The 22,250-nt window shown below is 62.2% G+C and carries 24 protein-coding genes; 14 read left to right on the top strand and 10 right to left on the bottom strand.

Features of this window, described 5'->3' with window-relative positions; translation table 11 throughout:
• Nucleotides 1–4: 4 nt before the first annotated feature.
• Nucleotides 5–2,038, bottom strand: a complete 2,034-nt coding sequence (locus EL199_RS05940) for a M3 family metallopeptidase (protein WP_004139693.1) — start codon at nucleotides 2,036–2,038, stop codon at nucleotides 5–7.
• A 99-nt stretch (nucleotides 2,039–2,137) separates the two neighbouring features.
• Between EL199_RS05940 and aroG the strand changes: the two genes are divergently transcribed.
• A complete protein-coding gene (aroG, locus tag EL199_RS05935) occupies nucleotides 2,138–3,205 on the top strand; it encodes a 3-deoxy-7-phosphoheptulonate synthase AroG (protein ID WP_004139690.1) in 1,068 nt (355 codons plus the stop codon).
• 15 nt (nucleotides 3,206–3,220) lie between these two features.
• Entirely contained in the window at nucleotides 3,221–3,934 is a 714-nt protein-coding gene (locus EL199_RS05930) for a M48 family metallopeptidase (protein WP_004139688.1), read from the top strand.
• Nucleotides 3,935–3,992: 58 nt separating this feature from the next.
• Here the strand turns inward: EL199_RS05930 and purM are convergent, their stop codons facing one another.
• Together purM and purC are read right to left on the bottom strand one after the other, a co-directional pair.
• Nucleotides 3,993–4,988: a phosphoribosylformylglycinamidine cyclo-ligase gene (gene purM / locus EL199_RS05925; protein ID WP_004139685.1), complete on the bottom strand. Its 996-nt coding sequence runs from the start codon at nucleotides 4,986–4,988 to the stop codon at nucleotides 3,993–3,995.
• A complete protein-coding gene (purC, locus tag EL199_RS05920; RefSeq protein WP_004139682.1) occupies nucleotides 4,985–5,710 on the bottom strand; it encodes a phosphoribosylaminoimidazolesuccinocarboxamide synthase in 726 nt (241 codons plus the stop codon). Before purC ends, purM begins: the two co-directional genes overlap by 4 nt.
• A 91-nt stretch (nucleotides 5,711–5,801) precedes the next feature.
• On the opposite strand from purC, the gene EL199_RS05915 reads away from it, so the two are divergent.
• From EL199_RS05915 to EL199_RS05905, 3 genes are read left to right on the top strand one after another with little or no spacing between them, the layout of a single operon-like run.
• Nucleotides 5,802–5,990, top strand: a complete 189-nt coding sequence (locus EL199_RS05915; protein ID WP_004139681.1) for a 4-oxalocrotonate tautomerase — start codon at nucleotides 5,802–5,804, stop codon at nucleotides 5,988–5,990.
• Nucleotides 5,987–6,199, top strand: a complete 213-nt coding sequence (locus EL199_RS05910) for a SlyX family protein (protein WP_004139680.1) — start codon at nucleotides 5,987–5,989, stop codon at nucleotides 6,197–6,199. The genes EL199_RS05915 and EL199_RS05910 overlap by 4 nt, the downstream gene beginning before the upstream one ends.
• A 7-nt stretch (nucleotides 6,200–6,206) precedes the next feature.
• Entirely contained in the window at nucleotides 6,207–6,665 is a 459-nt protein-coding gene (locus EL199_RS05905; RefSeq protein WP_004139679.1) for a DUF3465 domain-containing protein, read from the top strand.
• Between the two features lie 49 nt (nucleotides 6,666–6,714).
• Here EL199_RS05905 and EL199_RS05900 read toward each other — a convergent pair whose 3' ends face one another.
• The gene (locus EL199_RS05900; RefSeq protein WP_004139678.1) at nucleotides 6,715–7,269 is read right to left on the bottom strand and encodes an iron transporter; all 555 of its coding nucleotides are present in this window, start codon (nucleotides 7,267–7,269) and stop codon (nucleotides 6,715–6,717) included.
• 29 nt (nucleotides 7,270–7,298) lie between these two features.
• The gene (locus tag EL199_RS05895; protein ID WP_004139677.1) at nucleotides 7,299–9,185 is read right to left on the bottom strand and encodes an FTR1 family iron permease; all 1,887 of its coding nucleotides are present in this window, start codon (nucleotides 9,183–9,185) and stop codon (nucleotides 7,299–7,301) included.
• Nucleotides 9,186–9,432: 247 nt separating this feature from the next.
• Here EL199_RS05895 and efeO point away from each other — a divergent pair, with 247 nt between their 5' ends.
• The 3 genes from efeO to EL199_RS05880 are packed head-to-tail and all read left to right on the top strand — an operon-like array spanning nucleotide 9,433 to nucleotide 13,197.
• Nucleotides 9,433–10,290, top strand: a complete 858-nt coding sequence (gene efeO, locus EL199_RS05890) for an iron uptake system protein EfeO (protein ID WP_040354793.1) — start codon at nucleotides 9,433–9,435, stop codon at nucleotides 10,288–10,290.
• A 23-nt stretch (nucleotides 10,291–10,313) separates the two neighbouring features.
• Nucleotides 10,314–11,522 carry an iron uptake transporter deferrochelatase/peroxidase subunit gene (efeB, locus tag EL199_RS05885; protein ID WP_004139672.1) on the top strand — a complete coding sequence of 403 codons (1,209 nt, stop codon included), beginning with the start codon at nucleotides 10,314–10,316 and terminating at the stop codon, nucleotides 11,520–11,522.
• On the top strand, nucleotides 11,485–13,197 hold the full coding sequence (locus tag EL199_RS05880) for an FTR1 family iron permease (protein WP_004139670.1): 1,713 nt from the start codon (nucleotides 11,485–11,487) through the stop codon (nucleotides 13,195–13,197). The genes efeB and EL199_RS05880 overlap by 38 nt, the downstream gene beginning before the upstream one ends.
• Nucleotides 13,198–13,265: 68 nt before the next feature.
• Here the strand turns inward: EL199_RS05880 and EL199_RS05875 are convergent, their stop codons facing one another.
• The 4 genes from EL199_RS05875 to EL199_RS05860 form a co-directional block, all read right to left on the bottom strand.
• Nucleotides 13,266–13,760 (bottom strand): GNAT family N-acetyltransferase, encoded by a 495-nt coding sequence (locus EL199_RS05875; protein ID WP_004139669.1) that lies wholly within the window; start codon nucleotides 13,758–13,760, stop codon nucleotides 13,266–13,268.
• 92 nt (nucleotides 13,761–13,852) lie between these two features.
• Nucleotides 13,853–15,058 (bottom strand): YncE family protein, encoded by a 1,206-nt coding sequence (locus EL199_RS05870; RefSeq protein ID WP_004139666.1) that lies wholly within the window; start codon nucleotides 15,056–15,058, stop codon nucleotides 13,853–13,855.
• Entirely contained in the window at nucleotides 15,055–15,555 is a 501-nt protein-coding gene (locus EL199_RS05865; protein WP_004139665.1) for a TlpA family protein disulfide reductase, read from the bottom strand. The genes EL199_RS05870 and EL199_RS05865 overlap by 4 nt, the downstream gene beginning before the upstream one ends.
• Complete coding sequence (locus EL199_RS05860; protein ID WP_004139664.1) at nucleotides 15,552–16,217, bottom strand: SCO family protein; 666 nt, start codon at nucleotides 16,215–16,217, stop codon at nucleotides 15,552–15,554. The genes EL199_RS05865 and EL199_RS05860 overlap by 4 nt, the downstream gene beginning before the upstream one ends.
• Nucleotides 16,218–16,418: 201 nt before the next feature.
• On the opposite strand from EL199_RS05860, the gene EL199_RS05855 reads away from it, so the two are divergent.
• Entirely contained in the window at nucleotides 16,419–16,811 is a 393-nt protein-coding gene (locus tag EL199_RS05855; protein ID WP_004139663.1) for a hypothetical protein, read from the top strand.
• 141 nt (nucleotides 16,812–16,952) lie between these two features.
• Nucleotides 16,953–18,188 carry a serine/threonine transporter SstT gene (sstT, locus tag EL199_RS05850; RefSeq protein WP_004139662.1) on the top strand — a complete coding sequence of 412 codons (1,236 nt, stop codon included), beginning with the start codon at nucleotides 16,953–16,955 and terminating at the stop codon, nucleotides 18,186–18,188.
• An 84-nt stretch (nucleotides 18,189–18,272) separates the two neighbouring features.
• On the opposite strand, the gene EL199_RS05845 is transcribed toward sstT, so the two are convergent.
• Nucleotides 18,273–18,506, bottom strand: coding sequence for a hypothetical protein (locus EL199_RS05845; protein WP_048716698.1), 234 nt, complete (start codon nucleotides 18,504–18,506; stop codon nucleotides 18,273–18,275).
• Nucleotides 18,507–18,523: 17 nt separating this feature from the next.
• On the opposite strand from EL199_RS05845, the gene pbpC reads away from it, so the two are divergent.
• From pbpC to EL199_RS05825, 4 genes are all read left to right on the top strand, one after another.
• Nucleotides 18,524–20,521 carry a penicillin-binding protein 1C gene (pbpC, locus tag EL199_RS05840; RefSeq protein ID WP_004139659.1) on the top strand — a complete coding sequence of 666 codons (1,998 nt, stop codon included), beginning with the start codon at nucleotides 18,524–18,526 and terminating at the stop codon, nucleotides 20,519–20,521.
• Nucleotides 20,522–20,628: 107 nt separating this feature from the next.
• The gene (locus tag EL199_RS05835; RefSeq protein WP_004139655.1) at nucleotides 20,629–21,426 is read left to right on the top strand and encodes a tetratricopeptide repeat protein; all 798 of its coding nucleotides are present in this window, start codon (nucleotides 20,629–20,631) and stop codon (nucleotides 21,424–21,426) included.
• An 11-nt stretch (nucleotides 21,427–21,437) separates the two neighbouring features.
• Nucleotides 21,438–21,788 carry a MerR family transcriptional regulator gene (locus EL199_RS05830; RefSeq protein ID WP_004139654.1) on the top strand — a complete coding sequence of 117 codons (351 nt, stop codon included), beginning with the start codon at nucleotides 21,438–21,440 and terminating at the stop codon, nucleotides 21,786–21,788.
• Complete coding sequence (locus tag EL199_RS05825) at nucleotides 21,785–22,231, top strand: hypothetical protein (protein WP_004139653.1); 447 nt, start codon at nucleotides 21,785–21,787, stop codon at nucleotides 22,229–22,231. The genes EL199_RS05830 and EL199_RS05825 overlap by 4 nt, the downstream gene beginning before the upstream one ends.
• Nucleotides 22,232–22,250 lie beyond the last annotated feature (19 nt).

Below are 22,250 nucleotides of genomic sequence, written 5' to 3'. Positions count from 1 at the left end.
TTATTTATGGCTGCTGAATGCCGCTGTGGCGCAACAGCGCATCCACCTGCGGGGCGCGGCCGCGGAAGGCGATGAAACTTTCCATGCTGGGGCGGCTGCCGCCGACGGCCAGTATTTCGTCGCGGAAACGCGCGCCGGTTGCCGGATTCAGCACGCCTTCTTCTTCAAAGGCGGCGAAGCTGTCCGCAGATAATACTTCCGCCCATTTGTAGCTGTAATAGCCCGCCGCGTAGCCTCCGGCGAAGATGTGCTGGAAACTCATCGGGAAGCGGTTGTCGGCATAGGCGGGGGTAACGGCGACGTGTTCGCGTACCGCGCGGTGCACGGCAAGCGCGTCTTTGCCCGCGTTTTCGGCGCAGTGCAGGCGGATGTCAAAGAGGGAGAATTCCATTTGCCGCAGCAGCGCCATCGCGCTTTGGTAGTTTTTCGCCGCGATGAGTTTGGCGTAGAGCGCATCCGGCAGCGGTTCGCCCGTCTCATGGTGGCGGGTCATGAGGCGCAGGCAGTCGCGCTCGTAGCAGAAGTTTTCCATGAACTGGCTGGGTTGTTCGACCGCATCCCATTCGACGCCGTTAATCCCGGCGACGCTGTATTCGCCGACGGTGGTCAGCATGTGGTGCAGGCCGTGGCCGAATTCGTGGAAAAGGGTGGTGACTTCCTGGTGGGTGAGGCAGGCCTCTTGGTCGCCGACCGGCGGGGTGAAGTTGCAGACGAGGTAAGCGACCGGCAGTTGCAGCGCATCATCATCGGCAAAGCGGGAAACGGCGCTGTCCATCCAAGCACCGCCGCGTTTTTTCGCGCGCGCGTAGGGGTCAAGGTAGAAGCGGGCGCGCAAGTTGCCGTCGGCGTCGGTCATGTCGTAGCCGCGCGCGTCGGCGTGCCAGGTGGCAAGCGCCGGGTTTTCGCGGAAGCGCACGGCAAAGAGGCGCTCGCAGATGGTGAACAGTCCTTGCAGTACCTGGCTGATGGGGAAGTAGGGGCGCAGGTCTTCCTGCGAGAGGGCGTACAGCGCTTGCCGCTGTTTTTCGGCGGCGTAGGCGATGTCCCACGGTTGCAGCTCGGCGAGGTTCAGCGCACGTGTGGCATATTCGCGCAGCGCCGCCATGTCCGCCTCGCCCGCCGCCTTGCCTTTGGCGACGAGGTCTTCGAGGAAGGCGATGACCGCCGCGCTGTCCGGCGCCATTTTGTTATCCACGGAATAGGCGGCGTAGTCGGCAAAGCCCAGCAGTTTTGCCAGCTCAAAACGCAGGGCAACGGTTTCGGCAATGATGGCGGCGTTGTCGTATTTGCCGTCATCGGCCAGTTCGCTGGCGCGGAGGTTGTAGGCGCGGTAAACGGTCGCGCGCAGCTCGCGGTCGTCGGCGTAGCTGAGGACGGGGATGACCACCGGCGCATCCAGGGTGATGCGGTAGCCGTCTTCGCCGTGCTGGCGGGCAAGGTCTGCCATCAGCGCGCGGGCGCTGTCGGGAATGCCAGCGAGGCGGCTGTCGTCGGGCAGGTGCAGATGCCAGGCGTTGGTGGCGTCCAGCACGTGGTTGGCGAACTGCGTGCCCAGCTCGGCCAGACGCAGGCTGATTTCCTTGTAACGCGCCTGTGCGGCGGGCGCAAGACCAATGCCGCTGCGCTCGAAGTTTTTCAGCGCGTCGTCGATGACTTTGCGCCGCGATGCGGTGAGCGTGGCGTAAGCGGCGCTGTCGCGCAGGCTTTTGATGGCGCGGTAAAGGCCTTCGTGCTGGCCGAGGTCGCTGGCGTAGGCGGTAAGTTCGGGCAGGAGCGCTTCGTAGGCGGCGCGCCAGTCGTCGGTGCTGGTTACCGCGTGCAGGTGCGCGACCGGCGAGACGGCTTTGGCGAGGCGGTTTTCCAGGCGCTCCAGCGGCTGCATCAGGCCGTCCCAACTGTAATCGCCGCGCGCGATGAGGTCTTCAATGGCGGCGCGGTTTTCCTGGAGAATCTGCGGGATGACGGCGGCATGTTCGGGGCGGATGGCGGCAAAGGCGGGAACGTCGGCGGGCTGGTAAAGCGGGTTGTGGTCGGTCATGGGGATTCCTGTGGGTTGCTGCAAAGGGTGGCGAGTATAACAGCGCTTTGTCTGCGCCGCGTTTTGCGCTATCTTTGCCGACCCTCAACGATATTACGGATGACCACCATGCACCAGACCGATGACTTGCGGATTGCCCGCATCCAAGAACTCTTGCCGCCTGTCGCCCTGCTGGAGCGCTACCCGGTGAGCGAACGCGCCGCCGAAACCGTGCACCAGGCGCGGCGCGACATCCACGCCATCCTGCACGACAACGACCCGCGCCTCTTGGTCGTCATCGGCCCCTGCTCCATCCACGACGTCAAAGCGGCGAACGAATATGCCGACCGCCTCCTGCCCTTGCGCGAAAAATACCGCGAGCAACTGTGCATCGTCATGCGCGTCTATTTTGAAAAACCGCGCACCACCGTTGGCTGGAAAGGCCTGCTCAACGACCCGCATCTGGACGGCTCGTTTGCCATCAACGACGGCCTGCGCATCGGGCGCAAACTGCTGCTCGACACCGCCGACAAAGGCATGCCGGTCGCCGTCGAATACCTCGACATGATCATCCCGCAGTACATCGCAGACCTCGTCAGCTGGGGCGCGGTCGGCGCGCGTACCACCGAAAGCCAGGTGCACCGCCAGCTCGCCTCCGGCCTCTCCTGCCCGATCGGCTTCAAAAACGGCACCAACGGCGACGTGCAAATCGCCATCGACGCCATCGCCTCGGCGCAAGCGGTTCACAGCTTCCTCTCCGTCACCAAACTGGGGCATTCCGCCATCGTCACCACCAACGGCAACGAAGACTGCCACCTCATCCTGCGCGGCGGCAACAACGGTCCGAACTACAGCGCCGCCCACGTGCGTGAAGCGGTCGCCGCGCTGCGCCGCGCCGGCGTGCAGGACAAAATCATGGTTGATTGCAGCCACGCCAACAGCCACAAACAGCACAAACGCCAGCTCGATGCCGCCGCTGACGTCGCCGCGCAAATCGCCGCTGGCGAGCAGAACATCTTCGGCGTGATGGTAGAAAGCCATCTGGTCGAAGGCGCACAAAAACTCGAACCCGGCAAACCGCTCACCTACGGGCAAAGTATCACCGACGCCTGCATCGGCTGGGAAGATACGGAAGCGCTGCTGGAGCAACTGGCGGAAGCGGTAGAAAAGCGGATGGGGCGGGATTAACCGCACCGCTCCCGCATGAGCCCGACCGTCCTGGACATCCCGCACGCCGGACAAACCTGGCGCATCCATTGCCGTCCGCCACGGCGCAACAACCGCCGTCTGCGTCTCTCGATTGACGCGGACGGCAAGATTTACCTCTCGCATCCGCCGCGTAGCAAACCCGCCGACATCTTGCGCTTCATCCGCGAGCATCTCGACTGGATTGCCCGCCGCGCCCGCCCGCAGGAAGCCGCCCTCCCCTCGCCTTACGCCGATGGCAGCACGCATTGGCTCTTGGGCGAGCCGCTGCGTCTGCGACTGGCGCAGGATGCCACACGCGACATTCACCACGCAGGCGATATCCTCATCGCCGCGCCCGGCGATGAAGACGCGCTTGCCGCCGCCTTCCGCCGTTTTCACCAGCAACAAAGCGCCGCGCATCTGCCCGCCATGGTCGCCGTGGAAGCTGGCCGTTGTCCGTGGGTACGGGCGTTGCCGCCGCTGCGTTACCGTGCCATGCGCCGCAGTTGGGGCAACTGCCGCCGCGACGGCATCCTCACCTTCAACACCCGCCTCATCCAGTACCCACCCGCGCTCATCGCGCACGTCATCATCCATGAGCTGTGCCATTTGCAGGAGCATCATCACGGCGCGGCCTTCTACGCGCTGATGCGGGCGGTGCAGCCGGACTGGCAGGCGCGCAAGGCGTCGCTGGAGCGCTTCCGCCGTGAGCATGGCGTGTTGATGTAGCCCGCAAAAAAGGCGCCCGAGGCGCCTTTTTTCATGGATTGCCGTTTATATGGCAGGGTTATTGCAAGCGCAGCGGCGCGTCGCCCGCTTCCATCCGCCCGATGATGCGCGCGTCTTCGCCGTGCGCCTTGAGCGTGGCGATGATGGCATCCGCCTCGCCCGGCGGGGCGATGAGGATGAAGCCGATGCCCATGTTGAAGGTGCCGTAGCATTCGTCTTTTTTGACGTGCGCGAGGATGGCGTCCAGCAGCGGCGGGCGCGGGAAGGTCGCGGTGTCCACCACGGCGGTGAGGCCTTTGCCGTAGGCGCGCGGCAGGTTTTCCGGCAGGCCGCCGCCGGTGATGTGCGCGAGGCCATGCACGCGGTGCGCGGCGAGTGCGGCAAGTACGGGTTTGACGTAGATTTTGGTCGGGGTCAGCAAGTGTTCGCCGATGCTCTTGCCGTCCACGACGGCGTCAAGGTCGGTAAAGATTTTGCGCAGCAGCGAGTAGCCGTTGCTGTGGTAGCCGGAAGACGGCAGGCCGATGAGGACGTCGCCCGCCGCGACTTTGCTGCCGTCGATGAGGTCGGCTTTTTCCACAACGCCGACGGCAAAGCCTGCGATGTCGTATTCGCCCGTCTGATAGAAGCCGGGCATTTCCGCGGTTTCGCCGCCGATGAGCGCCGCATTCGCCTGCGCGCAGCCGTCGGCGACGCCTTTGACGATGTCGGCGGCGACTTCGGGTTCGAGTTTGCCGCAGGCGAGGTAGTCGAGGAAGTATTGCGGCGCGGCGCCGTGGCAGAGGATGTCGTTGACGCACATGGCGACGGCATCAATGCCGATGGTGTCGTATTTGCCGAGGGCAAAGGCGATTTTCAGCTTGGTGCCGACGCCGTCGGTGCCGGAGACGAGGATGGGGTGCTGGTAGCCGCTCAAGTCGTAAAAGGCGCCAAAGGCGCCAATTTGTCCGAGGACGCGGGCGTTGTGGGTCGCGCCCGCGTAGCGCTTGATGCGCTCAACGGTGTCATAACCCGCTTCTTTGTCCACGCCCGCGCTTTTGTAGTCGAGGCTCATGCGTCGTTTTCCTCGCGTTCTTCGAGACGGTCGAGGATGTCCTGATAGGCTTCAAGCAGCCCGCCCATGTCGCGGCGGAAGCGGTCTTTGTCGAGTTTTTCGAGGGTGTCGGCGTCCCACAGGCGGCAGCTGTCCGGGCTGATTTCGTCAGCCAGCACGATTTCGCCGTCGGCGGTGCGGCCGAATTCGATTTTGAAGTCCACCAGCAGCACGTCGCATTCGTCGAAGATGTCAAACAGGGTGGCGTTGATTTGGTCGGTGAGTTCGTAGATGCGGTCTAAGTCTTCGTAGCTTGCGATTCCGAGGGCGACGGCGTGGTCGTCGTTGATGAGCGGGTCGCCCAGGGCGTCGTTTTTGTAGCAGATTTCGAAGATGGGGTATTCGGTTTCGCTGCCTTCTTCAAAGCCGAGGCGGGCTGCCATGGAGCCGGCGATGACGTTACGCACGATGACTTCGAGCGGAATAATCTCTACTTTTTCGCAGAGTTGCTCGCGTTCGTTCAGGGTGTCGCGGTAATGCGTCGGGATGCCGGCGGCGATGAGCGCACGGAAAATGAGCGTGGCGATGCGGTTGTTGAGGATGCCTTTGCCTTCGATGATTTCGTGCTTGGCACCGTTGCCCGCAGTGGCGTCGTCGTTGTAATGGATGATGACGAGATCGGGGTCATCGGTCGCGTAGATGGCTTTGGATTTGCCGGTATAGAGCAGCGCGCGTTTTTCCATGGTACACCTCGGTTGTGAATTGAAAGCCGCCGTATTATAGCGATTGTCGCCTGTTATAATCCGGTTTTCTTCCACTAACCCGAGGTGTTTTATGCCCGTTATCAACGTGAAATTAGTAGAAGGCCGCACGGTCGAACAGAAGCGTGCGATGGTCAAAGCGGTCACGCGCGCGGTGAGTGAATCGCTCGGCGTGGCAGAGTCTGCCATCTGGATCAGCATCGAAGACATGAAGCCGGAAAACTTCGCCCAGGGCGGCGAGTTGCGGCTGGATCGCAAATGAGCGAAGGCGACGAGGAACGCCTCGCGCAGCTGGAAATTCGCCTGGCGTATCAGGAGGATTTGCTGGCGACGCTGAACGCGGCGGTCGTCGAACTGCGCGCGGCGCTGGATTTGCAGCAGGGGCAGTTGCGCCTGCTCTGGCAACAGTTACAGGAACGCGGCGATACGCCGCCGCGCAATCTGGCGGAAGAAATCCCGCCGCATTATTGAGGTCATCATGCGCAACCGTCTCCCCTGGCGCTGGCAACTGGCAGCGCTGCCGTTTTTACTCGCCGCCATCTGGTTCGGCAATCTGCGCGAGACGCCATCGCAACTGCCGCAACCTGCACCGGAAGCGCGCAACGCTAACGCCGCGCTGTATCAGGTCATCGCGCAGAACCGTGGCGGCGCGGCGGTATGCGGCGCGGGGCAGGTGAAAAAAGTGCTGAAGGACGATACCGAGGGCAGCCGCCATCAGCGCTTCATCCTCGACATCGGCGCGGGCAAAACGGTACTGGTCGCGCATAACATCGACCTCGCGCCGCGCCTGCCCGATTTGCAGACTGCCGACAACGTCGCCTTCTGCGGTCAATACGAGACGAACGCGCGCGGCGGCGTCATCCACTGGACGCACCGCGACCCCGGCGGGCGTCATGCTGACGGCTGGCTGGAGTTGCGCGGCAAGCGCTATCAGTAGAGACAACACCATAAAAAAACGGGCGCGAAGCCCGTTTTTCTTTGCCCGTTTAGTTCTTCACTTTCGGAGCTTCTTGTCCTTTGCTCTTGTCGAGGCCGGTGTATTTGAACTCGTAAGAGACGTCAAACGGTTTCCACCATTTGCCCACGCCGGTGTCCGCGTCGGTGTGGCGATGCATGCCCGCTTTCGGCGGCGGCTCGATGTGGTAGGTGACTTTGTAGTTGCCCACGCCGAGCATTTTGATGTTCTGCCCGTAGTGCGGGCCGTCGCTCGCGACCATCGGCATGAAGGTGCCTTCTTGTTTGGCTTTGGTGTCGAGGTTTTCCAGGGTGTAGGTGATGGTCAGGTAGGGGATCCATTCGCCTTCGCCAAAGCCGTTTTGGTTGCCTTTGGTAGCGTGGATGTCCGCTTCGAGGTGGACGTCCGCTTCGGCGGCGGAAAGGCCCATGCCGCGCGGCTCCATGTCGATCGGTTGCAGGTAAACAGCGGCAATTTCCATCTCGTTGATGGTTTGCGGTTCGCCTGCCGGATATTCGGTGAAGGCGAAGGCGCTGCCTGCGGTCATGAGGATGGCGGTTGCCATTGCGCTTTTTTTGATGCTCATTTTTGCCTCCTGTAAGGTTTGTGAGCGGGTTAGGAAGTCGTTTTTTTGCGCCCGAACAGCACCCAGAGGGCGAAGAGCGCGGCGGCGAGCAGTACGAGTTGCGGCAGGAGCGTTTCCCGATAGGGCATGATGCCGAGCCAGTCGCCCATCCATTTCGGGAAGAGGGTGCCGTCGCCAATCAGCGTCGGGGTGAAGGCTTTGCCTTCGATGAGTTCGGCGACGCCTTTGCCGGCGAAGATGAACGCCATCAGGTACATGAAGATGCCGGTGAAGATGAAGAAGGGTTTGAGCGGCAGGCGCACCACGCTGTAGCGCATGATGAGGTACACCACGGCGAGGATGACGATGCCCACCGCCAGCCCGCCGAACAGATAGCCATAATCCAGCGCGGTTTTGGCGTCGGCAGCGAGGGCGAAGTAGAACAGCACGGTTTCCGCGCCTTCGCGATAGACGGCAAGGAAGCTGGTCAGCCACAGGCCGATGAGCGAGCCTTGCGAGAGCGAGGTGCCGATTTTTTTCTGTAGGTACGCCTTCCAGTGCTGCGCTTCCACCTTGGAGAGCAGCCAGTAGCTCATGCCAAAGAGCATGACGGTGGCTATCAGCATGGTGACACCTTCGAGGATTTCGCGCCCGGCGGCAGCGTTGGTGAGCAGCCATTGGAACAGCAGCGCGGTGATGACGCTTGCGCCCAGCGCCCAGCAGACGGAGTTGTTGATGACTTTTTGCTTGTCACCATGCCCGCTTTTGTGAATGTACGCAATGACCGCGGCGACGATGAGCAGCGCTTCCAGCCCCTCGCGCAGGATGATGGTCAGGCTGAAGAAGAACAGCGCGATGCCGCCCTGGTTGCCGCCAAGCAGTTCCAGCGCCTTGTCGAGACCGGCGGAGAAGGCGGCGATTTCTTGCTGGATGCTGGCGACGTCTTTGCCCGCGTTCATCAGGCCGACGATTTTGGTGAAATGCCCTTCCAGTTCGGTTTTGAAGTTGGCGTCGCGCGCGCCGACGGCGTTTTCCATGCCGCTCGCTTCAAAGATGTCGAAATAAGTGTCTTGCACCTGGCCGACCGCTTTGGCGGTGTCGCCCGCCTGGTAGGTCTGCGTTGCTTGCGCCAGCGCCGCCAGCAATTCCTTCTGTGTGCCCGACCAGTCCTTGCCCGCGCTTGCCGTGTCTTCCACCGGCGCCGCGGCGCTTGCCGGCGCGGGGACGCCTTGCAGCGCGTCCTGCACGTCACCGAGCAGGGTGCTGACGCTGTAGCCGAAGGCGTCGATGGTGTCGTCAGAATCCGCCTGTTTCATCAGCGCGGCAAATTGGCGGTTAATCACCTCCGCCGCCCGTGCCGATTTTTGCATGCGGATGGTGGTTTCCATATCGCTGTTTTTGAAGCCGTCGTACTGCGCCTGCTGCACACGTTTTTTCGCCTCGGCGCCGTTACCCTTTTCAAAAGCGGAGACGGCGGCGGCGAGATTGTCATCCAGCGCCTGATAGGCCACCGCCCAGCCGGGGTCAATGCCGTCAAGCGCCGAATGCGAGCCATGCGCTACCAGCTTGTGACCGCTTTCCAAGACCGGCACGACCTTTTGCACCTCGTCGCGCAACGCTTGCAGGCGCTGCTGCACTTCCTCCTGCGGCGCGCCGTTGCCAATCAGGCGGCGGATATTGCCAAATTCCGCTTCCATCTCCGCGCTCTTTTGCGCGGAAATATTGATGCGAATCGGCCCTTCCAGGTTTTCAAAGACCTCAAAATAGGCCATCTGCACCTTCTGCTTCGCCTCATCGGTCTTGCCCTGCTGGTAGAGCTCGTTGGTGGCATCCAGCCGCTGCGCGATGTCGTCGGCAAAGGCGCGAAAATCCTGCGCGGCGAGTGGCAACATACAAAGAAGCAGCAAACAGGCGATGAAACGGCGGCAGGCGGTCATGACGGAATTTTCTCCAGGATAATTGAAAGCGTTATTATGGCGAATTCATCACACACAGTGCAAACCTGCCTGTGGCAAAACACGCTTTCGCACAGCTATCCGCCTAATCAGCAAGTATTTTTAAACGTAACTTGCAACAAAAAATCATTTGAGAATGTTTCCGAATTTGACCATCCTGCCGCGCGGCAAAACCGCCCCGCTGCGGCTTTCGTTCACATCTTCGCAAACCCTGTCCAATGGAGTCTCCATGAAACTGAAAACCCTTGCCCTTGCTCTTGGCTTCAGCGTGCTTTCCTTCAACGCCAGCGCTGCTGCCGACCTTTCCAAGGAAACCGAAGCGTACAAAAAATTCGTCGTCGAGCAGATTGACCTGCTGCTGGCGGACACCGAAAAATTCGCCGATTACCTGAAGAAAGGCGATCTGGAAAACGCCAAGAAAGTCTATGCCGTCGCGCGCATGTACTACGAGCGCTCCGAGCCGATCGCCGAGAGCTTTGGCGACCTTGACCCGCGTATCGACGCCCGTCTCGCCGACCTCACCGCCGAAGTGAAAGAAGCAGGCAAGGCCAAAGATGACGCCGACGCCGAAAAACACGCAACCGCCATCTGGACCGGTTTCCACAAAATCGAGCGCATCCTCTGGGAAGACAAAACCACCAAGGGCACCGAAGAAATCGCCGACCAACTGGTGAAAGACATCAAAGAACTGCGCGCCAAAATCCCGACGGTGGACGTCACCCCGCAGCTGATGGTTACCGGTGCGGTTGACCTCCTGAACGAAGTATCCACCACCAAGATTACCGGCGAAGAAGACATCTTCTCCAAGACCGATCTCTTTGACTTCAAGGCCAACATCGAAGGCGCCGAAAAAATCTTCGAACTGTTCAAGCCTGCGCTGGAAGCCAAAGACAAAAAACTCGCTGGCGAAATCGAAGCCCAGTTCAAAGCGGTGAACGCCCTGCTCGACAAGCACAACAAGGCGAAAGACGGCAGCTACGACTACGCCGGTTACGACACCCTGAGCAAAGACGAAATCAAGGCACTCGCCGAAGCGGTGAACAAACTCGGCGAACCGCTCGCACAAATGGGCGTCATCATCGAATAACCCACCAACCACAAGGCCATAAAATGACAGATGCACCATCGCGTCGGGGTTTTATCAAACAATGCGGAATCATCAGTGCCGGCCTCGTTGCCGGCACTGCTGCGAAAGCAGAAGGCGCACCCTGCCCGCCTGCCGCCACCAACCCGCCCGCGCATAACGAAATCCCCTTCTACGGCAGCCATCAGGCGGGCATCACTACCCCGGCACAAAAACATATCTACTTCCTCGTCGCCGACCTGCACAGCGATGACCGCGAAAAAATCCAGGAAATGTTCCAGCTGTGGACGGCCTACAGCCTGAACCTCACCCGCGGCGAGCACGTCAAACCCTACAGCAAAAACCTCTACATCCCGCCGACCGACACCGGCGAAGCAGACAGCCTCAACCCGCACAATCTCACCCTCACCTTTGGCGTCAGCCCCAGCTTCTTCAGCAAGCTGAAAATGGAGCACCTGCGCCCGGCCGAACTCGCCGACCTGCCGCACTTCCCGCGCGACCAACTGCAAGCGGCCTACACCGGCGGCGACCTCTGCATCCAGGCCTGCGCCGATGACCCGCAAGTCGCCTTCCACGCGGTGCGCAACCTCGTGCGCGGTGCGCGCTTGAACCTCACCATGCGCTGGAGCCAGGCGGGCTTCAACTCCTACGACAGCGCCAGCGAAACCCCGCGCAACCTCTTCGCCTTCAAAGACGGCACCGCCAACTTCAGCGGCGAAAACCTCGACAAAGTCGTCTGGGTAGAGAGCGATGGCTGGCTCAAAGGCGGCAGCTACCTCATCGCGCGGCGCATCAAAATGTTTTTAGAAACCTGGGACCGCACCAGCCTCGGCGAACAGCACAACACCTTTGGCCGCTACCGCGACAGCGGCGCGCCGATGGGACAGCACGAAGAACACGAACCCATCAACCTTAGCCTCAAAAACGACAAGGGCGAACCGGCGATGCCCGAAACCTCGCACGCCCGCCTGGCACACGCCACCGGCCACAACATCCTGCGCCGCTCCTTTTCCTACGCCAGCGGCATAGACGACAAAAGCCAGTTCGACACCGGCTTGCTGTTCCTCTCCTACCAAAAAGACCCCAAAGCCTTCATCGACATCCAGAACGCCTTTGGCAACGTGGACAAAATGAACGAATACATCACCCACATCGGCAGCGGCATCTTCGCCTGCTTCCCCGGAGTAAAAGACGAAAATGACTACCTCGGCAAAACACTGTTTACACAAAATTAGCCTGCTGTTCGTCCTCGCGCTCGCCCTCGTGGGCGGCGCGGTGCAGGCGGCGGTAAACACCAGCCCGCTCTTTATCGAACTCTCCGACGCCATGAGCGCCGTCAAACAAAACGACCGCGCCCGCGCCACCCCGCACCTGCAAGCCATCAAACAAACCTTTACCGCGCTCGACAACCACGACTCGCCCGCCGGACAAAAAGTCAGCGCCGCACTTGATGCCGCCCTCGCCCGCCCGGACGCCGCCAGCCTCGAAAGCCTGTCGCGCGCGCTCTACACCTTTGAAAAAGAACAAAACCCGGTGGACTACGCCGCCGCCCGCCAAGCCTTCGCCAAGCGGGTGATGCCGGTCTATGACCAACTGCACGACGCCGTCGTCGCGCATAACCTCGAAGACGCACAAACCATCTACAAACGCTTCAACAGCACCTGGACGCTCAACGAAAAAATCGTGCGCGAAACCAGCCTCGGCCACTACGGACAAATCGAAAACGCCATGGCCTTCCTGCGCGTCGCCATGCTCGCCGAGCCGCCGAACTACCCCGAAATGGAAAAACAGGCGCAACGCCTCGGTGACGCCCTGAACGACTTCAAAGCGGGCAACACCCTCCAGCCGCAAGTCGCCGCCAACGCGCCGCAAACCCTGCCGGACGGCATCAACCTCCTCGAACAGGCGCTCACCGCCCTGCAAAACGGCGACAGCGCGAGCGCCAGCAGCGACATCGGCACCTTCATCCAACAATGGCCCATCTTTGAAGGCGACGTGCAAACCCGCGACGGTGCACTATACGCCCGCGTTGAAAGCGAACTGCCGGTCATCATGAGCAAAGGCAGCGAGCCTGCGAACATCGCCCGCCTGCAAACCCTGGTGAGTGACCTCAAAGCCATCGACATCAGCGCCAGCTACGGCATCATTGACGCCATGCTCGTTCTCCTGCGCGAAGGCGTCGAAGCGCTGCTCGTCGTCATGGCGCTCATCGCAGCACTCAACGCCGCGCGCCAGCCACACGCCAAACGCTGGGTTTACGGCGGCGCCGCGCTGGGACTTGTCGCCAGCATCATCGGCGCCATCGCCCTGCAACGCCTCTTCCCCAGCCTCGCCGCCGCCGGCACCAACCGCGAAATCCTCGAAGGTGCGGTCGGCATCGTCGCCGTCATCATGATGCTCTTCATCGGCGCCTGGCTGCACAGCAAATCCAGCATCGAAGGCTGGAAAAAATTCGTGGACAAACAAGTGGCACAAGCGCTCGCCACCGGCAGCCTTGTCTCCATGATACTCCTGAGCTTCCTCGCCGTCTTCCGCGAAGGCGCGGAGACCATCCTTTTCTACGTCGGCATGCTGCCGCAAATCACCACCGGCGACCTGCTGGCCGGCATCGGCCTCGCCGTCGCCCTGCTCGCGTTTATCGCCGTGCTGATGAACCAGGGCAGCCTGCGCCTGCCGATGCACCTCATGTTCAAAGTGATGACCTGGCTTATCTACGCGCTCGGCTTCAAAATCCTGGGCGTCAGCATCCACGCGCTGCAACTCACCCAAATCCTGCCGACCCACGCGGTGAGCGCCCTGCCCTCCCTGCCCAACATCGGCTTCTATCCCAACTGGGAAAGCATCGCCGCCCAAGCGCTCTACCTCGCGCTCATCCCCGCCATCGGCAGACTGTTCCGGCATAAACATTGAAACCGCGCCAATCCCTGCAAAGAAAAAGGCTGCTCCGGCAGCCTTTCTCTTTGCGGCGCGCATTACCCTTAATGCGCCAGCACGCGGTGGTAAATAAATTGCAGCCCTTTCAGACCGTCATAGGTGCGGCCGGTGTCCTCAAAACCGGCGCGCTGATAGAGGCGGATGGCGGCACGGTTGGCATGATTGACGCCAAGGACGATTTCGTCGCAACCGGGCAGATGCGCACGGATGAACGCATCCAGCGTGGCTGGCGCAAGCGCGGCGCGGGCATAGCCGTTGCCCTGATGTCTGGGGTGAAGCGACATGGAGCGCAGCAGCGCGGCGTGTGGGTTAGCGCTGTATGCGTCGTGGTCGGCGCCGCTATCAAGGACAAAGAAGCCGATGGGTTCGTCGTCACGCAGAATGGTTACCGCCAGCTGCGCCGCACTGAACGCGATGTTGCCGCTTAACCAGTCACTGGGTGAGCGCGAGAATTCGGCCTGCTCGCCGGACAGTTGGTAAGCGGTGAGTGCGGGATAGTGTTCGCCGCGACAGGGTGCGAGGGTGATGCGGGGATTCATCGGCGGTTGATTCCATTGGATTTTGCATCAAGGCGTGTTTGCAATTTGCATTTTCCGCCCCCCTGCGCAGCGGGGAAGCGGCTACAGCCGCTTCAGTAGCAGACGTTGTTGGTGCTGCCCATGCGGATCCAGTCGGCCTGGACGATGCCGTTTAGGCGGATGTCCGGCAGGCTTTCCTGGGTTTGCAGGTTGTAGCGCGAGAGCACGGGTTTGTATTCTTTGCTGTAAAGCACCAGTTTGCTGTCGCCGCTGATCCACATGTCGGTGACGTCTTCGTCGTAGCCGAAATCCAGCTGGATGCGTTCTTCGAGGTTGTCGAAGGGATGGATGCTGAGGTGGCGGTCGCCGCCGACAACGAGGTAGCGGTCGAGCCAGCCGGTGCGGAATTTGCGCGGGCGGTAGCCCAGTTGGAGCCGCTTGGGTTCGTCGCTGACGTCGGGTTCGTAGATGAGGATGTTGCCGCCCAGGTCGCCGAAGATGACGTGTTTCATGCCGTTGTCGATGAAGGGTTCGAGCAGCCGTTCGTTCAGCTGCTTGGAGTCGTAGAGCGGCCCGGTTTTGATGACTTTGCCGGTGTCGGCGAAGTAGATGATGCCTTCGTCGGCGTAGTAGGTGTTGAAGGCGATGAGGCGGTCTTCAAAGCTCGGCGCGCCGCTGCCCAAGCCACGGGTTTCGCCGATGTCGATGGTTTGCCAGCCTTTTGCCGGGTCGCTGTAGCTGTATTGGTAGATGAGCGGGGTGTTTTCTTGCAGTACCCAGAAGGTCTGGCTGTAAACGCTGAAGATGGTGTTGAAGCGAGTGTAGAGGTTCTGGAAGGTTTTTTCGAGGATGTTCACTTCGCCGCTGCGGTAGTCAATCATGCCGACGCGGTCTTCGAGGGTGACGGCGATTTTGCTGCTTTCCGGGACGAAGGTGAGGCGGAAGGCGCGGCTGGGCAGCGGGATTTCCTGGATGTCGCGGGTTTCGAGGTTAATGAGGGTGATGGCGTAGCGGCGCTGGTCGCTAATCGCCAGCCAGGGTTTGTCGGTGCTGCTGGCGAAGGTGCGGATGGCGACGGGCGAGCGCAGGGTGTCCACCTGGCGTTCTTCTTCGAGATCGACGACGGCAATGTTACTCATGCCCTTGTCGGCGACGAAGACGTAGCGCGTCGGGTCGTAGAGGCTTTGCGGGGCGGCAGTTTCGGGCGGCGCGCTTGTGGCGACCGGCGTTGCCGCGGCGTTGCCGGGCGGTTGTAGTGCCCACAGCGGGCGGGCGAGTGCGGCGGCGCCTGTGGCGAGGAGGAGTTGGCGGCGTTTCATGGCTGGCTTCCTTCGCGGTTATCGTTCAGACAGCGGGCGTAGGCGACGAGGGCGTCGCCGTCGTGCAGCGCGCCCGCGCTTTTAGCAATCATTTTGTCATCCACGTACCAGACAGACAGCGGCAGGCCGACGCCGCCGAGGGTTTTCAGCAGGGCGTGGTCGCCGTGGTTGTCGCGCGGCAGGGCGGTAATGTGCAGTTCGTCGTAGATTTTGTCGATGACTGCCGGGTCGTCGCCGAGGTTCAGGGTGATGATTTCCAGCGGCGCGTTTTCGTCCTGTGCGATGTTGTCGAGCAGCGGCAGTTCTTTGCGGCAGGGCGCGCACCAGATGGCCCAGACGTTGAGCAGGGCGACGCGCTGTTTGGCGTCGCGCTTGATGATGTCGTGCAGCGGTGCCGGTGAGCTTGCCGGCTGGAAGCCTTCCGGCGGGATGCAGTCGGCTGCTTGCGCAACGCCGCCCAGGAGGGCGGCGAGCAGGGTGATGGTCAGGCGCTTCATGATTTGCCGCCTTCTGCTTTGCTGATGGCTTTGTCGATGTCGCGCGCCAGTTTGTCCGCGCCGCTTTGGTAATCGAAGGCGTCAATGAGTTCGCGCTCCGGCGAGAGCAGGTAAATCATGGTGCTGTGATAGACGGTGTAGCCTTCCGGCAGGTCGGGCGGCACGACTTTTTTGCCGTTGTGACGGTAGCCGAAGGTGGCGCTGTAGCGCTTGGCGGTGGCTTCGATGTCGGCCATCGCGCCGGTCAGGCCGACGATGCGTTTGTCGAAGTAGCCGGTGTACTGGTTTAAGCGCTCGGAATCGTCGCGCAGCGGGTCGATGCTGATGAAGACGGGCTGGATTTTCTCCGGCGCCTTGACGATTTTCAGCATCTGCGCGAATTCGTAGAGGGTGGTCGGGCAGACGTCCGGGCAGGAGGTGAAGCCGAAAGCGACTAGCAGGTATTTGTCCTTGAACGGCTCGCTCGCGTCGGTAACGGCCTGGTTTCCCGGGCCGGTCAGGGCGAAATGGTAGCCTTCCGGCTGGGGTTGTTGTGCCGGTTCGCTGGCGCTTTCCGCCGCTTTGGCGGGTTCGCCGACAGGTTTGGCGTCTTCGGCGAAAACGGTCGGGACGGCAGCAGCAAGCAGGGCGCTGGCAAGCAGGGTACGAAACGTGCGGGTCATGGAGGGTCTCCGGTTGTGAAGGGCGTTAGCATTATATAACCGAACCCGCGCCTACTTTCTTGATTAAGGGTAAGTCTGCGGCGCTTGCACGCGGGGCGCGCAGGAAAATGCCAAACCGTCTTGGAAAGCGCCTGCGAATCATAGTAGGATGCGCCCGCGCTTTGGCGCCTTCCTTTATCCCCAAACAGATTGGAGTCTTACATGAAAAAATCCCTGCTCGCCGCTGCCATGACCCTGGTATCCGTTGCCGCTTTCGCCGACACCCCGCTGAAAGACCTGAAAAGCGTCCCTGCCGAAGTCTTCCTGCCGGAAAAAGTAACCTTCGTGGAAGGCGAAGACGACGGCACCGGCGGCATCGATTTCACCGTCGCCACCGATGCCAAGGTTGCCGACATTGCCGCCTTTATCCAGGCCAAGGCCAAAGAGCAAGGCTTGCAGCCGGAAACGGAAGAAGTGGACGGGGAACACGCCGAGCTGAAATACAACAAGATGGACGCCGAAGGCAACGTGCCGCTGTACAGCATCGGATACGACGTGGACGATGAAGACGGCAAGCGCAATATCAAAGTCATCTTCCTTGATTCGCGCAAATAAGGCACTGCCCTGCCAAAGCCCCGGAACTGCCGGGGCTTTTTCATGCCGCCCCGCCAGCCCTTTTATTCTCGCCAGATGATTGCCGAAAATACAGGTGCGGCAGTAAGATAGCCGCCCTTTCAACCACCACAAGGACCTCCCATGCAATTCCTCCGCTGGCTCGGCAAATCGCTCGTCCGCCAAATCCTCTTGGCGATGCTGCTCGGCATCCTCATCGGCCGCATCCTTTTCGTCGCCGAACTGCCGCAGGCCGCCGAATACTTCCAGATTCTCGGCGACTTCTTCACCAAGGCGCTGCGCGCCGTCGCGCCCATCCTCGTCTTCGTCCTCATCACCCACGCCATCTCCCGCCACCAGCAGGGGCAGGCGCGCGGTCTGAAAACCATCATCGTGCTTTACGTCATCGGCACCTTTGCCGCGGCCGCCGTCGCCGTGCTTGCCAGCACCTGGTACCCCACCACCCTGCACCTGACCGGCAACCCCGAAGCCGTCACCGCGCCGGAAAGCCTGAAAGAAGTGCTGACCACCCTGCTCTTCAAAATCACCGACAACCCCATCAGCGCCGCCACCAACGGCAACTACATCGGCATCCTCGCCTGGGCGATTCTTGCCGGCGTTGCCCTGCGCCACGCCAACAGCGTCACCAAAACCGTGCTGGACGATGCCGCGCGCGTCATCCACTACGTCGTCTCGCTCGTCATCCGCATCGCGCCCTACGGCGTCTTCGGCCTCGTGACCGCGACCGTCGCCACCACCGGCTTCTCCACCTTTGACACCTACGCCCGTCTCATCGCCGTCCTCCTCGGCAGCATGGCGGTGGTTGCGCTCATCGTGAACCCGCTGATGGTCTGGGCCATCCTGCGCCAAAACCCCTACCCGCTCGTCTGGCGCTGTCTCACCCAAAGCGGCATCCCCGCCTTCTTCACCCGCAGCTCCGCCGCCAACATCCCGATCAACCTCGACCTCTGCGAAGAACTGCACATCCGCGAAGAAACCTACAGCATCAGCATCCCGCTCGGCGCGACCATCAACATGGCGGGCGCGGCCATCACCATCGCCGTCCTCTCGCTTGCCGCGGCGAACACCATCCACGTGCCGGTACACCCGCTGAATGCGCTCCTGCTCTGCTTCCTCGCGACATTAGGCGCGGCAGGCGCATCGGGCGTCCCCGGCGGTTCGCTGATGCTCATCCCGATGGCCTGCTCGCTGCTCGGCATTGACGGCGACACCTCGGCGCAAGTCATCGCCATTGGCGTCCTCATCGGCATCATCCAGGACAGCGCCGAAACCGCGCTCAACTCCTCCTCAGACGTCCTCTTTACCGCCGCCGCCGACCTCGCCGACCAACGCAAAACCGCAGCAGTCAGCGCCTCCTGAACCAGCAGACACAAAAAAAACAGGGCGGTTAATCACCGCCCGTTTCACATCCACATTCCTAAAAAACAAGACGCCATACCGCGCCTACTCCCCCACCGCCTCCTGCAAACGGCGAAACGCCTCATCACGCAGCATACGAAAACGCGCCTCGTCAATCTCGCCGTTGGCAAGCTGACACTCCAGCGCAAACACCAGCCGCTCGAACGCCGCTTCCGCCGCCGCCCGCCGCTGCAGCCGCTCGCGTACCCGCCGCACCCGTTGCCAATCGCGCCAAACCCACAGCCCCGCCACCAACAACAAAAACCAGACGAATTTCATCACACCCTCCTTACAAAATGAAAAAGACCATATACCACATAACCCTCGCCCTGTGCCTCCTCGGCGGCATCGGCCTGCTCACCCTGCGCCGCCTCGACCGCGCCTACCCGCCGGACATCACCACCTGCAACGACCATTCACCCGCCGTGTACGACCGGCACGGCGCGCTGCTGCACAGCTACCTCACCGCCGACGGCAAACGCCGCCTGCCGCCCGGCGCCCTGCCCGCCCACTACACCGCGCTCCTGCTCAACTACGAAGACCGCCGCTACTACCAGCACCACGGCATCGACCCGCGCGCCGTCATCCGCGCGCTGGGCGAAAACCTGCGCGGCGGCGGCATCCGCAGCGGCGCCTCCACCCTCACCATGCAGGCGGCGCGCCTCATCTACCGCACCCCGCACACCCTCTCCGGCAAAATCCGCCAGACCCTGCGCGCCCTACAACTCGAAACCCACTACGACAAAACCACCATCCTCCGCTGCTACGCCAGCCTCGCGCCGATGGGCGGCAACCTCGAAGGCATCGGCAGCGGCGCCTGGTACTACTTCGGCAAAACCCCGGCCGAACTCTCCACCGGCGAAGCCGCCTGGCTCATCGCCCTGCCGCAAAACCCGAACCGCCTCGCCGACCCTGACCGCGCCCGTGCCGCACGCAACCGTGTCCTTGACCGCGCCCTGAAAAACCACACCATCAACAACGAAACCCACCACAACGCCAGCCACGAACCGCTCGCCCCGGCGCCGCACCCCTTCCCGCAACACGCACCGCACTACGCCGCCCTCGCCCTGAAACGCGGCGAGTCCCGCACCACCCTCGACCGCAACCTACAAACCCGCCTGGAAACCATCCTGGCCGCCGCCGTGCAGAACCGCCCGCCGCGCAGCAACCTCGCCGCGCTCATCCTCGACAACGACAGCGGCGAAACCCGCGCCTACCTCGGCAGCGCCGCCTATCACGACAAAACCCGCCTGGGCGCCAACAACCTCCTCACCGCCATCCGCTCGCCCGGCAGCGCGCTCAAGCCCTACATCACCCTCTACGCGCTGGATCACTACCGCCTGCACCCGCACACCCCCATTGACGACACCCCGCTCGACGGCCCCTACAACCCCGACAACTACGACCAAAAATACCTCGGCCGCATCACCCTCGGCGAAGCCCTGCAACGCTCGCGCAACACCCCGGCGGTGCGCCTGCTGGAGCGCATCGGGCCGGACACCTTCGCCGCCTGGCTCGAACAACACGGCCTGCACCTCACCACCCTGCGCAACAGCCCGCCCAACCTCACCCTCGCCCTGGGCGGCGTTGGCATCCGCGCCACCGAACTCGCCGCGCTCTACCGCCAACTCGCCAACTGCACCTACCGCCCCGAAAAACCGGCGCCGCTCGCCAGCCAGCGCGCCTGCCTGCAAACCAGCCAAATCCTGCAAACCGTGGGCGACAGCAGCGGACCGCTCAAATACGGCGCCGAACCCGTCGCCCTCAAAACCGGCACCGCCTACGGCTGGCGCGACCTCTGGGCAATCGCCTACAGCCGCGACTACACCATCCTCCTCTGGGGCGGTCGCGCCGACGGCGGCTACAACGACCAACGCGCCAGCGCCGAAGCGCTCATCCCCATCATCCGGCAAATCACCGCCACCCTGCCCGACCCGCCGCGCGAATACCGCGCGCCGCAGGCCGCCTGGGATACCCGCGAAAACACCATCGCGCCGCCGCCCGCGCCCGCGCTGCGCATCACCGCGCCTGCCGACCACGCCACCATCGAAAACCGCGGCCAGGCGATTACCTTACAAACCGACGGCGGCGTCCCGCCCTACACCTGGCTTGCCAACCGCCAACTGCTACGACAAAGCCACAGCCCGCAAACCCTGTGGCAACCGCCCGGCGACGGCGACTACGACCTCGACGTCAGCGACCAGCGCGGCAACCACGCACACATCCACATCCGCCTGCAAACCCCACCGGAAAAACCCGCCGCCACCGTGCGCTTACAAACCAGGGGCGGTTAGCGCAGCGTATAGCCTTCCCAACTGCATTCCCTGTGTCCGCGTGCAACCGGCTGGCATAAAAACGGAATAACGCTACAATCCGCACCCCGCACAACCAGAGCAACACCATGCGCCAATACCTCGCCCTCCTCCTCGCCCTGATCCTTGCCACCGCATTGCCGCCCGCGCTTGCCGCCGACAGCAATACCCCCACCCGGGCAGAAAGCAGCGATGCCGCCGCGCAATTCCGCCAGGCACAAAATCTCGCCCTCGGCGACAGCCCCGACATCCCCGCGGCGATGCGCTGGTACGAAAAAGCCGCGCAACAAGGCCACGCCAAGGCGCAGACCGCGCTCGGCATCCTGTATCTCAACCAGTCGCGCCACAGCGCCAGCGAAGAACTGGCACAAGGGCAACGGTGGCTCGAACAAGCGGCCGCGCAACATGAAGCCGCCGCCGAATCCATCCTTGGCACTTATGAGGCGATGATTAAGGAGAACATCGCAGAGGCCAAACGCCACTGGGAAAACGCCGCCGCGCGTGGCGACAGCGACGCGATGCAGTGGCTCGCCCTGCTTTACCTCGACGGCGATTCCGGCGTGCCGCAAGACCAGGCCAAGGCGCTGGCATGGTGGCAGAAAGCGAGCAATGCGGGCAATGCCGAAGCTGCCTACCGCCTCGCCGAGGCCTATCTTAACGGCCGCTACGGTCTGCCAAAAGATCTGCAACAAGGCTTCCGCTACATGAAACAAGCGGCAGAAGGCGGCCACGCCGTGGCGGCGCTTCGCCTTTCGCAAATGTATCAGGCGGGCAGCGGCACGCATGCCGACCCGGTGCAGGCCGCGCAATGGCTGAACCGTTATCAGGCGTGGGACACCGACCGCTACTACAGCCTCAAGCAACTGCTGCGCAAGCTGGAAAACTGAAGCTGTCGGCCATGACTTCCCCGCTGAAAATCGGCGATTTGGCGCGCGAGAGCGGTGCCAGCGTGCGCATGCTGCGTTTTTACGAGCAACTGGGACTGCTTGCGCCCGTGCGCAATGCCGCCGGTTACCGCCTCTACGACGCGGCGGATGTCGCGTTGGTGCGCAAAGTACGCCTGCTCAACCAGGCCGGTTTGCCGCTGAAAACGCTGGCGCTGATGCGCGACTGTTTGCGCGATGAACCGCAGGATTTCTGCGCCGAACTGCGCCGCGCATTGCACGCCCAACAGGCGGAGATTGCGCGGCAGATGGTCTTGCTGAGGCAATCGCAGGCGCTACTCGCATCTTTATTGGAGGACAGATGAATACTTATGAAACGGCGGATTATTTCCGCCAGCCGCTGCTCAAACGCGCGCATGACATTTACAGCCTGTTTTTGGTCGGCGCGCTCATCGGCTGGCTGACCATTCCGGCGGGCAGCGTGTTGGCGCTTGCCGCATGGCGCCGCACGCAAGACGCGACACTCGCCAGCCATTTTCGTTTTCAGGCGTTCAGCACGCTGTGGATGCTGATGGCGGTCGCGCTCGGCATCGCCGCCTTTTTCGCCTTGCGCGCGTTTGCCGACCCGGTCATCTGCCCGCTCAACCGTGTATTTTTGCCGCCGCGCTGGAGTACGCTGTTTGTCGTTTTCTATGGCATGGCGCTTTATGCGCTGTGGCTTGCCCGCTTTTGGCGCGGTTATAAATTATTGTCGCGCGGGGTGGGCATCAAAAATCCGTTCACGCCGGGGCTGCCACGGGGCTTGTAGCCGTAACGGAAAAGCCGCT

This window comes from Cardiobacterium hominis, from assembly GCF_900637305.1.
In the GTDB taxonomy this organism is placed as follows: domain Bacteria; phylum Pseudomonadota; class Gammaproteobacteria; order Cardiobacteriales; family Cardiobacteriaceae; genus Cardiobacterium; species Cardiobacterium hominis.
This window is presented reverse-complemented; position numbering and strand designations above follow the sequence as displayed.